The organism is Salegentibacter lacus, from assembly GCF_020164555.1.
Lineage (GTDB): Bacteria > Bacteroidota > Bacteroidia > Flavobacteriales > Flavobacteriaceae > Salegentibacter > Salegentibacter lacus.
Map to the genome: position 1 here is coordinate 16722 of NZ_JAIQZB010000031.1, position 12805 is coordinate 29526.

The window sequence follows — 12805 nt, forward strand, 5'->3', positions numbered from 1 at the left end:
TTAATCTCTCAAAGAGAGTTTAATTAAGCTCAAATCTTATTCCCATTCTATAGTAGCCGGTGGTTTTGAGCTTATATCATACACTACTCTATTAACGCCTTTAACCCGATTTATTATAGTATTCGAGGTTTTTTGCAAAAATTCGTAAGGTAAATTCACCCAGTCTGCCGTCATTCCATCCGTAGATTCTACAGCTCTTAGCGCCACTACTTTCTCGTAGGTACGCTCATCTCCCATAACTCCTACGGAGCTCACCGGAAGCAAAATAGCACCGGCTTGCCAAACTTTATCATATAACATCCAGTCTCTTAAACCCTGGATAAATATATGATCTACTTCTTGTAAAATACGCACTTTTTCAGCGGTAATATCTCCTAGAATCCTAATCGCAAGTCCCGGTCCCGGAAATGGATGTCTTCCGAGTAATTCCTTATCAATTCCCATTTCGGCACCTACTCTTCGTACTTCGTCTTTAAAGAGCATTTTTAGTGGCTCTACAATTTTAAGTTTCATAAAATCTGGTAATCCACCCACATTGTGGTGGGATTTTATAGTTGCTGAAGGACCGCCGTTCACTGAAACCGATTCAATCACATCGGGATAAATAGTTCCCTGGGCTAAATAAGTTACATCTGTAATCTGGTGCGCTTCATCATCAAAAACCTCAATAAAGGCATTTCCAATAGCTTTTCGTTTTTCTTCAGGATCACTTACTCCCGAAAGGGCATCCAGAAATCGTGCCGAAGCATCAACTCCCTTTACGTTTAGCCCCATATCTTTATACTGGTCTAAAACGCTTTCAAATTCTCCTTTACGAAGCAAACCGTTATTTACAAAGATGCAATACAGGTTTTTCCCGATGGCTTTATGCAATAAAACCGCAGCTACACTAGAATCTACGCCACCGCTTAAACCTAAGACTACTTTATCGTCTCCTATTTTTTCCTTTAATTCTGAAACCGTTAAATCTACAAATTTACCGGGCGTCCAGGTTTGTGCTACTCCCGCAATTTTCACCAAAAAGTTTTCTAAAACCTGCTTCCCGTCAGTTGAATGATAAACTTCAGGGTGAAACTGAATCCCGAAAGTTTGTTCGCCTTCAATCCTGTATGCTGCGTTCAAAACATCGGTGGTACTTGCAATCCTTACACTGTTTGTGGGTAATTCTTTTATAGTGTCACTATGACTCATCCAAACCTGGGAATTTTCCATAATTCCTTCAAAAAGCGGTTCAGAGTCCTTGATTACCGAAAGGTTTGCCCTTCCGTACTCACGTGTTTCAGAAGCTTCTACTTTTCCACCATGGAAATGGGCAAAATATTGTGCTCCATAACAAACCGCCAAAATCGGAAGTTTTCCACGAATCTTTGATAGATCTGGATGCGGAGCATCTTCCCCACGGACAGAAAACGGACTCCCTGAAAGGATAACCGCCTTAAAACTTGAAATATCATCTGGAATTTTGTTAAAAGGATAAATTTCGCAGTAAATATTGAGTTCTCTTACACGCCTTGCAATCAGTTGCGTGTACTGCGAGCCGAAGTCTAAAATGAGTACGTTTTTTTGCATAGGCAAAGAATGGCTCTCTGTATTTCTTTCTTTATCAGTCATTTATATAATTTCTTTGTGTGGTAGTCACTAATACGTTACCTTTAAACCCACACAAAATAAATTTATGCGAATTACACCTAAAATTGAAAAATACGGGAATAAGGGTCATTATCGTATATTAATTGTTGTTCATAATGGTGGAAAGTATCCAATAGCCAGACCATCCGTTAAAGGGGTCAAAATTAGTAAAACAGATTGGAATCCTAAACCTGTTGAAGGTAAAAATAATTGGGTAAAAACATCTTATAAAGGCAAGAAGCCAAACCATTTTCAAATTAATGCTACAATTGCTTCCATGATTAATGAATGGGAGGCTAAATTAAAAAATACTACCCCTGAATCTATTCAACAAATTAAGGATAGTAAATTTTCTGGGAGCAATAGGTCTTACCTAAAATATGTGGAGCACTATTTAACCACGGTTAGAAATGAATCTACTAAAAGTAACATGGTAAATGCAATAGGGGTACTAAAAAATTATTTAGAAGTTATTGATAACATTTCACTGAGATTCTCAGAAATAAATAAAGATTTTGTGAAGAGTTATCATTACTGGTTAGGGTTGAAATACGCTCCGACATCGGTTAAACAGTACCTGGGTGTATTCAGAACTATTTTTAATGAAGCTAAGAAGGATGAAAGCCTGGGTATCACAATTAAAATCAAACCTTTTGAAGGAATTAAGTACAAAAAAGGGAAACCGAAAGTTAAGGCTTTAACGAAGGAACAATTGGAGAAATTTAAGAATCTCGATACTGACAGCAATGATAACTGGGAAATGTTTAAGAGTATATGGTTATTTCAATTTAGTGGTGGATATAGAGTTAAAGATGTAATTACCTTACGTTGGCAGGATTTAATTGAGGTAGATGGAGCATTATATTTAGATAAATATACCACAAAGACAACTGAAAGATTATTCAGGCTGATACCAATTAATGCTCAACTTTTGCTTACTAATTGTATTGGTCGATATCACCAGAGTTACCAGAAAGAATTGGAATTGTTGAATATGGAAATTAACAATTTAGAAGCCAAACTTAATTCACTTAAAGAAGCACCACCAAGAGATATACCAACCACCGAAATACTTCAATTATTAAGAAGGGGAAGTTCGCTGGACGATGTTGAAAAGCTTCATAATAATAAGAAATCTTACAAAAAGGAATTAGCTGATATAAATATAAAGCTAGACAATCTGAGGAAGCAAAGAAAGGATTTCATTAAAAACAAAATATTAGATTTAGCCTATGAGGTACCATTGGATTACGTTTTTCCACCTGGCAACATTTATAAGCTAAAAGTAGACAAATGGGATAAGGAGGATGAAACCAAGTATAACTCTTTTAAAGCTAACTATAATGGTTATTTAAAAAGAATGACAAAGGAAGCTAACATTCGGGTGAAACTTTCTAGTCATATGGCTCGACATACCGCATCTCAGATTTTGCGTCAGATGGGTGTCAGCATTGAAGACCTATCAGAATTTTTAACTCATTCTTCAGAAGAAACCACAAAGTTATACTTTAAAAGAATGGGTGAAAGAAATAGTGAATTGACCCAACGACTAGGAGAACTTTTATAAACTGAGAACTAACCTTAATCATCAAATGGAAACCTATCAAAATCTAATCAGTTTTCTTCCCTATAAAAATCACGCCTTTCAAATAAAGAAAAGCAACTGGCGTGTAAACAGCCAGGATAAACTATTAAATCATATTTTTGGTGATAAGGAAGAAATACTTATAAATCGTCAAGACCTTTTTAAAAATAGCGACGACATTGAAAGATTTATACTTATGACTTTGATGTGGGGTTATCCTACTAAAGGGAGAGGCTCTAACATTGAAAAATTATTGGAAGAAACTAATTTCCAAAACTTATGTTATACTCTTGTCCGATATCGAAATGCGGAAATCTCCATCCTGGACATTAAAGATGAAATTCAAAATAGAGTTGGGTTAGGAATATCAACCATTACTAAATTCTTGTACTTTTTGCAAACCACAATTGAAGGTAATAGGGCACTGATACTAGATAATCGAATAATGACGGTTATCAATAGTGGTAAATACCAATCTTATAATAGCCTCAAAGGGATTAATGCATCAAACGCAATAAATTTCTATAACGGCTATTTAAAAATTACCCATCAACTATCCGCAAAACTAAAGGTAGAACCCGACCAAATTGAAATGTTTTTGTTCACCTTTGGTAGGAATCTTTCAAAAAACAAAAATAATGGACTATTATAGAGCCAACTTAATTAACACTTATAAACACTTAATCAAAGCAAGAAATGATTTAATGACCCAGGCTATTAATCTTGCTATGACTGGAGAGTTAAAACATATTGATGAAGCCTTTGATGTTGGTGAAACCTTTCATTTTGATATCGACCAGCTAAAGGGTAGCAACGATGTTAATTTGAATATGATTATAACTCATTATGAAGATTTAGAAAATATGATGGAATCCTTAGCAAACCTAAACGCAATAACAGAGGAAGACCTTTCGTAAACCAGGACTATCTCATAAACGGTGTTACAACCATAAATACATATTCATAACCATACCAACATACCAAGTTTAAAACTATTTAGTATGAGCTCTTTACTACTGATAGAAACTAATTGAACTTCCTTCAAAGGAGAAGAAATATTACAATAAGAGTTCTGAGAATTAATCTATTCTATCGGCAAAACCAAAAAAATAAAATTGCCCTGATTCCCCCCATTCCGTTCCTCTATAATGCAGTTCATCTTCAGTAATCTTTAAAATTTCAAGAGTACCCATAAATTCAACATATATAGTTTCCGAATCTTTAATTTCTAAACTGCGGTCGGTTTTTTCATTTGTGATATTACCATTTTGGTCAGTTTGGTAGTATTCAAAAATGGTGTCATTCTTAAAATTAAACACTCGAACATCCTCAAAGTTAGAAATATTCACATCGCTATCATCTTCACTCTCGATACCATACAGCCCAACATATCGAAAAGGGTCTCCAGTATCATATCTATATTTGGTAATATTTCGAAGTCTATTCGATTCCTCATCAACTATACTTGTTGAATAAGAGTGGTGAACATGCCAAGAACCCTTTAAACTTGTAAATAAATCAACTTTATCCTCTTTTAAATCCTCGTCTTCAGTTTGACAGGCAAAATTGGTAAGCAATAACAGAAATAAAATAGTCTTGATTGGGGTAAAAATTTTCATATAAAAAATTAAGAAAGCAATCGGTAGGGCTCAAGCTTAGGTTAGTTAGTTCAAATGTAAATAATTTTTTTTAAAACTATTAGTTTAAAACAGTCCATATATTGTCAATAAAGAACGGTCTTGAAATATCATTGTACAATGTCTTACAAACTCATATAAATATCATCTAATTCCTGTTGCCTTATCCCTAGATATTTTCGGGTAACCGATATCGAGGTATGATTAAACAATTCTGAAAGGTAGAGAAGAGCTTTTTCAGATTGTTGATTATTATCCCAAACCCTTCTACCAAAAGTCTTTCTAAGGCTATGTGAACTAATTTTATCTCTCTTGAAATATTGCTTCATTAACCTATTTACATGCTGAGAACTATACACCGAACCTTTTTGTGAACGAAAAGCAAAGAAATTCTCATTTTCCTCCTTAAAATATTCCATAGCCTGTTGAATGTTATGGTTAACTTTCAATTTTCTTGTTTTTTTGGTCTTACCTTCAACGATAGTTAAAGAAAGGGCTTTTAAATCACCGTATTTTAACTGTAATAAATCACTTATTCTAAGACCTAGGTTAATTCCCGCAATTACCAACAATCCAAAGGTGGGATTTTCACCTGTCCTAATTAGTTTTAAAGCTTTAGCGTGTGATTTATCAAAATCCAAGAATGTACTTCCAACCATTTTTTATTGTCTTATTATGTTCAATTACACAATGATACGACATTAAATAAACATTTACAAACTCATATCACGTATAAGTGACTATGAAATAAGAAAATGTTCATCTAGGATATAAATGAACATTTTTGAGATGCTAGTTCCCTCCTTAAAAAACATTTTTATTTTTGTTAAATATGTCGTAAAATTGTTAAAACATTTCCAATCACAATCTTAAAAATATAGTAAGTTCTATGAGTAATTCCGAATTATTTAAAACCTCAGCACCAACATCTAATTTTTCTTTAAAACATCTTAATTGGGGCATTAAGTTCAGTAATTTTTTTGGTCAGTTTAAACTTCAAAAATACTCTCCAATAGATAGCACCAAAAGTTATTATTTGATATCTGACCAATGTTTACCCGATTATGATATTGATGATAATCACTTAGAAGATTTTTTACATGATTTTGAACATTGCGACTGGGACAGTAATCTTTTTGAGCAGTATAAGGCAATTTTTAGAGAAATAAATCCTGAATTATTTCCCAAATATTACTGTGTTAAACATTCCGCAAACGTCCAGGATGAAATGAAAAAGGCATTTAATGAAGGCTTGAAGTATATTAATGACAATGGTTATTTAGAAGATTATATCGGTATCATGAGTACTTGGTTATACGAAGTGAAAATCCAAGAAGAGATGCATGATGATTTAAGTTTAAAAAATTCTATTAATTCCATCAACAATAGCAAATCGAAATTAGGACTTTAATGAATCCAAACCTGATAATATGAAAGAATGGATAGTTAATTTACACCCAAAAGGCGGAGGTCTTTTGACCAAGACAAGAGTCTTCGCAGCAAATCAAGGTGCTGCATTAAAAATAGCAAGGGAAATGAATCCAAATTATAGAACGGGAAGTGTTACTGCTGCATAATCGCAGTTAATTTGTTTCACTTCCTAGAACCAGTATCGTACATAAAATATTTATCAATTACATCTTTTAAATGGAAAAAATTACTAATTGTCCTAATTGCGGAAACTCTCAAAGTAGAGATATTGTTAAAAAATGTGCTCGGTGTAGTAAATTAACTTGCAGAAAATGTTCCTTTTCCAGTTGTACTTGTGGTAGTTCAACTTATCAGAAAAATTTTATGATTTCATAGTATCTCATTTTGGGCTAGAAGAGTGTTTTGGTGTCTGTATAATATTTTTTCTATTAGGATTTCACTTACTTGAATTTACACTTAACACTTTGAAGGCTATATGGCTTGTAGGTAATAAAAACAGTTGAACCTGGGGCAAAATGAGAATTTGCACCCAGGTCATATACTGTCATTTTAAGCTTCAATTACCTCTTTAAACCTCTTATAACCGCTTTAAAGTACTCTTCATACTGTTTAGGTGAATAAACACTTTCGTTGGTAAATAGTTCATGTAAAAGATTTTCACCGTGAAGATACCACCACTCTCTTAGCAATGATTCATTTGAGGTGTCGGCATTATCTTCATATTTCCAGGTGACATACAAAATAAGCAAAGCTTTAGTATGTGGTAAATGGTCTAAATTAACATCCCCCATTTGTTCTTCAATAAAATCGTTAGTATAATCTTTCATCGTATTTTTCTTTTTGTAGATAGTTAATTGCCATAACTTTATTTCTCACCTCACTTACCTCCAATCTGTACTCGAAATAAGGGATATAATCATCTAGTATTATTTTTATGGACTTTTCGATTTGCTTCATTTCACCAGTGCTTAATAGGTGTCCGTGGTACTTCCCGTTCTCGGTTCGTTCTAATACATAGTAGAATCGAATGCCAGGGTTATTCAAAGCCAACTCATCTGCAAGTTGCTTATGGTAGTCCATATCGTAATTATTCAAAGTACTCCACGTAATGAATGATTGCCAATTGATGTTGTACAGGTTCTTCCACTTGGGTTCATACTTAGGTAAAAATTCCCCAACGATATTATTGTGGATTTGCCATTTATTTCCTTTTTGGTACATAAGGGATTTTACCCCCTTGTACTTCACTTTAAGCTCCGCAATTCTGTATCTTAATGTTCGCAAGGATATTCCTGTCATATGCATCACATCAGTTGATGAAAAGTAAATCTTCATCTTCAGCTGATTGAAATACTTATGTAATTGCTTTTCACCTTTAATTTCTTTAATCATTTTATTTTGTTTTTATTTCTCTTATTATAAAACCATGACTAGTGGTTATTGATAAGTATAATCGTATGATGTAAAAAGTATAGGTTGAATGCACTATTTATTAAAAAAAAACATAAGTAATTGATTCATAAATTTTTGACTCTTAAAAAAAATTAACCCGATTCTCATTTTCAATAATTTTAAGAAAAATAAGCCTACTGAATTTGCACGGTCTTTAATTGTTTTTACATAAATTTTAAACCAATTTTATCTAAAACATCGATTACACTAAAACCGTAAACATAGGGAGGGGTATGCTAACGTAGGATACCCCCGTTAGTATTTATAAATACATAGGTAGTGAGGGGTACCAGGGTTTAAACCAAAAAATACACTATTGTATCTTGGGTATTGGATGAAACAAAAAATTCTATATTAGTAGAAAATTAACAGACCATTTTCATGACCGTTCACGAATACATCGCACACATCAATCAATTATATATTACAGGCAACGCCAGGGAACACTCCTATCGCAGTGATTTGCAAGTTTTAATAACCTCGATGTTACCTGATGTTTTAGTGACGAATGAACCTGCAAGAGTAAGTTGCGGTGCCCCCGATTACATGCTGACTCGAAAGAATATACCTGTGGGATATATTGAAGCTAAAGACATTGGTGTCGACCTCAATCACAAAAATCTGAAGGAGCAGTTTGACCGTTACAAGGCTGGACTATCTAACCTTATTATCACCGACTATCTACAATTTAGGTTTTATAAAGACGGGGAATTCATAACCGATATTAGGATTGCTGAAGTTGATAGTGGAATTATCAAACCCATTCCAGATAATTTCACCCAGTTCACTCATTTAATTAAGGATTTTACAACAACAGTATCTCAGTCAATAAAATCCCCCAGCCGATTAGCAAAAATGATGGCTGGTAAAGCTCGCCTGATGGCCGATGTTATTGAAAAATCACTAAACTCTGATGATAATAGCAACACCAGGTCAAACTTGAAATCCCAGATGATAAGTTTTAAGCAAATGTTGATACACGATATCACCAATAAAAGCTTTTCCGATATCTATGCACAGACCATTGCTTACGGGATGTTTGCAGCTCGTTATCATGACCCTACCCTGGAAACCTTTTCCCGAACTGAAGCCGCACAACTTATACCGAAATCAAATCCATTTTTAAGAAAATTGTTCCAGGACATTGCTGGGTATGACCTAGATGATAGATTGGTGTGGATTGTTGATGAACTAGTAAACATTTTTCTAGCGTCGGATGTATCAAAAATCATGAAAAACTTCGGGAAAAGTACTGGACAAGATGACCCTGTTATCCATTTTTACGAAACATTTTTAGCCGAGTATAATCCTAACCTAAGAAAAAGCCGTGGAGTTTGGTATACACCTCAACCAGTTGTTAATTTCATTGTGCGTGCAGTAGATGACATTCTCAAAACTGAGTTTAATCTAACGCAAGGTTTAGCCGATACCAGTAAAACCAAAATTTCAATAAAGGTACCCACACACGATAAAAGGTCTAAAACTGGTTTTACAAATTTTGAACAGGAAGTTCATAAAGTTCAAATTCTTGACCCTGCAACTGGAACTTCAACCTTTTTAGCTGAAGTCGTAAGACACATATACAAGGGTTTCCAAGGTCAGCAAGGGATATGGTCTAACTATGTGAAAAAAGACCTTATACCTCGTTTAAATGGTTTTGAGTTACTGATGGCTAGTTATGCGATGGCACATTTAAAGATGGATATGTTGTTGACAGAAACTGGCTACAAACCAACCGATGACCAACGTTTGAGAATATATCTCACTAACTCTCTCGAAGAAGCTCATCCAGATACAAGTACATTATTTAGCTCCTGGTTGTCGGATGAAGCTGACCAGGCAAATGCAGTTAAAAGGGATACTCCTGTAATGTGTGTTATTGGTAATCCTCCTTATAGCGTTAGTAGTTCGAACAAAAGCGATTGGATAGAATCCCTGGTATCGGATTATAAAAAGGGTTTAGATGAAAAAAATATTCAGCCGTTATCGGATGATTATATAAAGTTTATACGATTTGGGGAACATCTTATTGAGAAAAATGGTGAGGGCGTACTTGCTTACATTACTAACAATAGTTTCATTGATGGGTTAATTCATAGGCAAATGCGCAAACACTTACTGGAAACCTTTGACGACATATACATCTTGGATTTACACGGAAGTTCTAAAAGAAAGGAAAAAGCTCCTGATGGTGGTAAAGATGAAAATGTTTTCGATATTCTTTCTGGAGTCTCAATCAATATTTTTATCAAAAAAGGAGAAAAAAAGAATAAAGACCTAGCTAAACTTAAGTTATATGACCTTTTTGGGGAACGTAAGCGAAAATATGAATTCCTTGAAAATAATCAGTTAGATACAATCAAATGGAAAGAGATTTATTCATTTAATGAGCAATTTTCCTTGAGAGAACATCAGATTTCTCCTTTAAACGAAGCCAATAGTTTTAAGGTGGATGACCTTTTTTTACTAAGTGCATCTGGAATAACTACCGAACGTGACCATTTGACTATTCAATTTGACGACACTTTCTTTAATAAGATGAAGGATGATATAATTAAATTAGATGATAATCAATTCAGGCAACTATATTCTCTTGGTAAGGACGGAAGAGACTGGAAATTAAAAACAGCAAGGGAAGATATTATTAATAATAAACCAATTCATACTAAAGTTTTATACAGACCCTTTGACATTAGGAACACCCTTTATAGCGGTAAATCAAAAGGGTTTCATTCATATCCTAGAGCTACGGTAATGGATAACTTTATTAATACAAATAATATCGGTTTAGTTATTGGAAGACAAGGACAGGCGATTGGTAATGACGAATGGAATATTATCTATATTACTGATAAGATTATCGATTCCAATATATTTTATCGTGGTCGGGGAACGGTATTTAGCCTATACCTGAATGGAAGCCACAGATTAGGGGATGAAAAAAAGCTCAATCTGAATCTAGATATTGTTCAGGAATTTGCTGATTCAATAAATCACAAATTTCTACCAAATGAAGATATGACTCGTGATTTAGAACCTGGTAATAAACGGATTTTTCAACCTATAGATTTAATGGATTATATATATGCAGTTTTATACTCCCCAGATTTCCGTAAAAAATACAAAGATTTTCTTAAAATTGATTTCCCCAGGATTCCGTATCCAAAAGAGGGGGAATCCTTTTGGAAGTTAGTTGAATTCGGTAGTGAACTCCGCCAATATCATTTATTAAACCATTCGCAAATAAATAAATTTATTACCCAGTATCCCATTGATGGTAATAATATTATTGAAAGAAAAATAACGAAAACCAGTCCAGGCTATGTTCCCATCAATGATACTCTTGGGAAAGTATGGATTAATAATGAACAATATTTTGATAATGTTCCTTTACAATCCTGGGTATATTCAGTTGGCGGATATCAACCCTTACAAAAATGGTTGAAAGACCGCAAAGGACGTGATTTGTCTTATGATGAAGTCTTACACTATCAAAGGATGATAGTTGCTCTAAATCGCTCTATTGAGCTTATGGAGGCTATTGACGAAATAGGGGTTGAACCAGAGATTGAAGAAATGAAAATAGGATAACACTCATAATACTTTAATGTTAAATTATAACACTAAGGGAAAAATAATTGGGAATTACCTTGTTTATTTTCTGAGAAAGTAGTTTTTTTTATATATACTTTTAGTTATATCTTTTTATCATTAATTCTCTTTAATTAATAACTAGTTTAAACTACATTTTTTCTTTATTATTATTATTTTTTAAAATCTAATTTTTCAGGGTTTCCTATATTATCAGTATTATTAAATATAATATTTCAACTAACCTATTGTATTTTGCCAGACAATCGGAGACTATATTATAATTAACAATCTTCAAATCAATTCCAATTTCCCTATCTGGACTGGTATCTATAAAAATTAAATTTTAGAAAAAAGACACTAATACGTGACCTATTTTACCACACAATTACCACATATCGTTTAATAAATTAACGATATCACCAATAAATAAAGGGCTTAAGGACTTATAATACATTGCATAGGCAAAAGTAAGAATTTGAAGCAAAAATAAAATAACCAGCAGGTTTATTTTCTATCTTTATTCTGAACAAATTTTTATTAAAAAATGAAATACATAAGTGCTATAATTTTTGCCATTGCAATTGTACTCGCCGCCTGGTTCCTGGGAGAATCTTATGTTAGTAGAGCCAATCCAGACGGCGTGATCTCGGTAACCGGTTCAGGAAGCGAGAATTTCACTTCAGATCTTATTGTTTGGGAAGGTAGTTTTAGCCGAATGAGTCCTAACCTGGAACAAGCCTACAAAGATTTAAACAACGACAAAGAAACGGTGCGTACTTACCTTATCGAAAAAGGAATAGACGAAGAGAACATTGTATTTAATTCAGTACAAACTTCAGAACAGCGGGAAAATCAATATCAAAACGGGAATTATGTAGGAAGTATTTTTCAGGGCTACCAGCTTACTCAAAGCGTAAAGATTGAAGCCAATGACGTAGAACTGGTAGAAGCCGTTGCCCGTGAAATTACCGAATTATTGAATAAAGGCGTTCAATTTAACTCCACCCCACCAAGATATTATTACACCAAGCTTGCCGATCTAAAAATTGAAATGATCTCTAAAGCTACTGAAGATGCTCGTTTAAGAGCCGAAAGAATTGCTGAAAATAGCGGTGGTAGTTTGGGTAAACTTAAAAATGCAAATATGGGTGTTTTCCAGATCACCGGACAAAACAGTGGCGAAGATTACAGCTGGAGCGGCGCTTATAATACCGCCGATAAAAGAAAAACCGCATCTATTACAATGCGGTTAGATTATGAGATTGATTAACGGAAAAGTTATTTCAAAAGGTCTCTATCCGTCAAGCTGAACTTGTTTCAGCTTCTAAAATGTTTTAGTTACCCATAACTTAGATCCTGAAATAAATTACCATTGACGTATTTTTCAAGTTGCTGTTTTATAGCTGATTACCATGTTCATTTCTTTTGCCATTTTGAATAAGCTTTTTTGTTTATTAAGTAGTATTTTTTCTTGGTA

The 12805-nt window shown here is 33.8% G+C and carries 12 protein-coding genes; 7 read left to right on the forward strand and 5 right to left on the reverse strand.

Translation table 11 applies throughout. The annotated features are described in order from the left end of the window. Positions 1–36 precede the first annotated feature (36 nt). Positions 37–1569 (reverse strand): glutamine-hydrolyzing GMP synthase, encoded by a 1533-nt coding sequence (guaA, locus tag LB465_RS17270; protein ID WP_224471182.1) that lies wholly within the window; start codon positions 1567–1569, stop codon positions 37–39. A gap of 106 nt (positions 1570–1675) precedes the next feature. Between guaA and LB465_RS17275 the strand changes: the two genes are divergently transcribed. The 3 genes from LB465_RS17275 to LB465_RS17285 are packed head-to-tail and all read left to right on the forward strand — an operon-like array spanning position 1676 to position 4131. Next, the gene (locus tag LB465_RS17275; RefSeq protein WP_224471171.1) at positions 1676–3196 is read left to right on the forward strand and encodes a tyrosine-type recombinase/integrase; all 1521 of its coding nucleotides are present in this window, start codon (positions 1676–1678) and stop codon (positions 3194–3196) included. A 25-nt stretch (positions 3197–3221) separates the two neighbouring features. Next, positions 3222–3866 (forward strand): 8-oxoguanine DNA glycosylase OGG fold protein, encoded by a 645-nt coding sequence (locus LB465_RS17280; protein WP_224471172.1) that lies wholly within the window; start codon positions 3222–3224, stop codon positions 3864–3866. Beyond that, positions 3853–4131 carry a hypothetical protein gene (locus LB465_RS17285; RefSeq protein ID WP_224471173.1) on the forward strand — a complete coding sequence of 93 codons (279 nt, stop codon included), beginning with the start codon at positions 3853–3855 and terminating at the stop codon, positions 4129–4131. The genes LB465_RS17280 and LB465_RS17285 overlap by 14 nt, the downstream gene beginning before the upstream one ends. 162 nt (positions 4132–4293) lie before the next feature. Here the strand turns inward: LB465_RS17285 and LB465_RS17290 are convergent, their stop codons facing one another. Then, positions 4294–4833 (reverse strand): hypothetical protein, encoded by a 540-nt coding sequence (locus LB465_RS17290; protein WP_224471174.1) that lies wholly within the window; start codon positions 4831–4833, stop codon positions 4294–4296. 143 nt (positions 4834–4976) lie between these two features. After that, on the reverse strand, positions 4977–5510 hold the full coding sequence (locus LB465_RS17295) for a tyrosine-type recombinase/integrase (RefSeq protein ID WP_224471175.1): 534 nt from the start codon (positions 5508–5510) through the stop codon (positions 4977–4979). Between the two features lie 230 nt (positions 5511–5740). Between LB465_RS17295 and LB465_RS17300 the strand changes: the two genes are divergently transcribed. Further along, positions 5741–6262, forward strand: coding sequence for a hypothetical protein (locus LB465_RS17300; RefSeq protein ID WP_224471176.1), 522 nt, complete (start codon positions 5741–5743; stop codon positions 6260–6262). A 19-nt stretch (positions 6263–6281) separates the two neighbouring features. Beyond that, on the forward strand, positions 6282–6428 hold the full coding sequence (locus LB465_RS17305) for a hypothetical protein (RefSeq protein WP_224471177.1): 147 nt from the start codon (positions 6282–6284) through the stop codon (positions 6426–6428). Positions 6429–6842: 414 nt separating this feature from the next. Here the strand turns inward: LB465_RS17305 and LB465_RS17310 are convergent, their stop codons facing one another. Further along, on the reverse strand, positions 6843–7109 hold the full coding sequence (locus LB465_RS17310; protein WP_224471178.1) for a hypothetical protein: 267 nt from the start codon (positions 7107–7109) through the stop codon (positions 6843–6845). Next, complete coding sequence (locus LB465_RS17315) at positions 7093–7674, reverse strand: hypothetical protein (RefSeq protein WP_224471179.1); 582 nt, start codon at positions 7672–7674, stop codon at positions 7093–7095. Before LB465_RS17315 ends, LB465_RS17310 begins: the two co-directional genes overlap by 17 nt. A 441-nt stretch (positions 7675–8115) precedes the next feature. On the opposite strand from LB465_RS17315, the gene LB465_RS17320 reads away from it, so the two are divergent. Together LB465_RS17320 and LB465_RS17325 are read left to right on the forward strand one after the other, a co-directional pair. Then, entirely contained in the window at positions 8116–11325 is a 3210-nt protein-coding gene (locus LB465_RS17320; RefSeq protein ID WP_224471180.1) for a type ISP restriction/modification enzyme, read from the forward strand. A 547-nt stretch (positions 11326–11872) separates the two neighbouring features. Further along, complete coding sequence (locus LB465_RS17325; RefSeq protein ID WP_224471181.1) at positions 11873–12598, forward strand: SIMPL domain-containing protein; 726 nt, start codon at positions 11873–11875, stop codon at positions 12596–12598. Positions 12599–12805 lie beyond the last annotated feature (207 nt).

Coding starts and splice junctions, on each gene's coding strand:
- guaA (WP_224471182.1), bottom strand. CDS start 1,569: ATGCAAAAAAACGTACTCATTTTAGACTTCGGCTCGCAGTACACGCAA.
- LB465_RS17275 (WP_224471171.1), top strand. CDS start 1,676: ATGCGAATTACACCTAAAATTGAAAAATACGGGAATAAGGGTCATTAT.
- LB465_RS17280 (WP_224471172.1), top strand. CDS start 3,222: ATGGAAACCTATCAAAATCTAATCAGTTTTCTTCCCTATAAAAATCAC.
- LB465_RS17285 (WP_224471173.1), top strand. CDS start 3,853: ATGGACTATTATAGAGCCAACTTAATTAACACTTATAAACACTTAATC.
- LB465_RS17290 (WP_224471174.1), bottom strand. CDS start 4,833: ATGAAAATTTTTACCCCAATCAAGACTATTTTATTTCTGTTATTGCTT.
- LB465_RS17295 (WP_224471175.1), bottom strand. CDS start 5,510: ATGGTTGGAAGTACATTCTTGGATTTTGATAAATCACACGCTAAAGCT.
- LB465_RS17300 (WP_224471176.1), top strand. CDS start 5,741: ATGAGTAATTCCGAATTATTTAAAACCTCAGCACCAACATCTAATTTT.
- LB465_RS17305 (WP_224471177.1), top strand. CDS start 6,282: ATGAAAGAATGGATAGTTAATTTACACCCAAAAGGCGGAGGTCTTTTG.
- LB465_RS17310 (WP_224471178.1), bottom strand. CDS start 7,109: ATGAAAGATTATACTAACGATTTTATTGAAGAACAAATGGGGGATGTT.
- LB465_RS17315 (WP_224471179.1), bottom strand. CDS start 7,674: ATGATTAAAGAAATTAAAGGTGAAAAGCAATTACATAAGTATTTCAAT.
- LB465_RS17320 (WP_224471180.1), top strand. CDS start 8,116: ATGACCGTTCACGAATACATCGCACACATCAATCAATTATATATTACA.
- LB465_RS17325 (WP_224471181.1), top strand. CDS start 11,873: ATGAAATACATAAGTGCTATAATTTTTGCCATTGCAATTGTACTCGCC.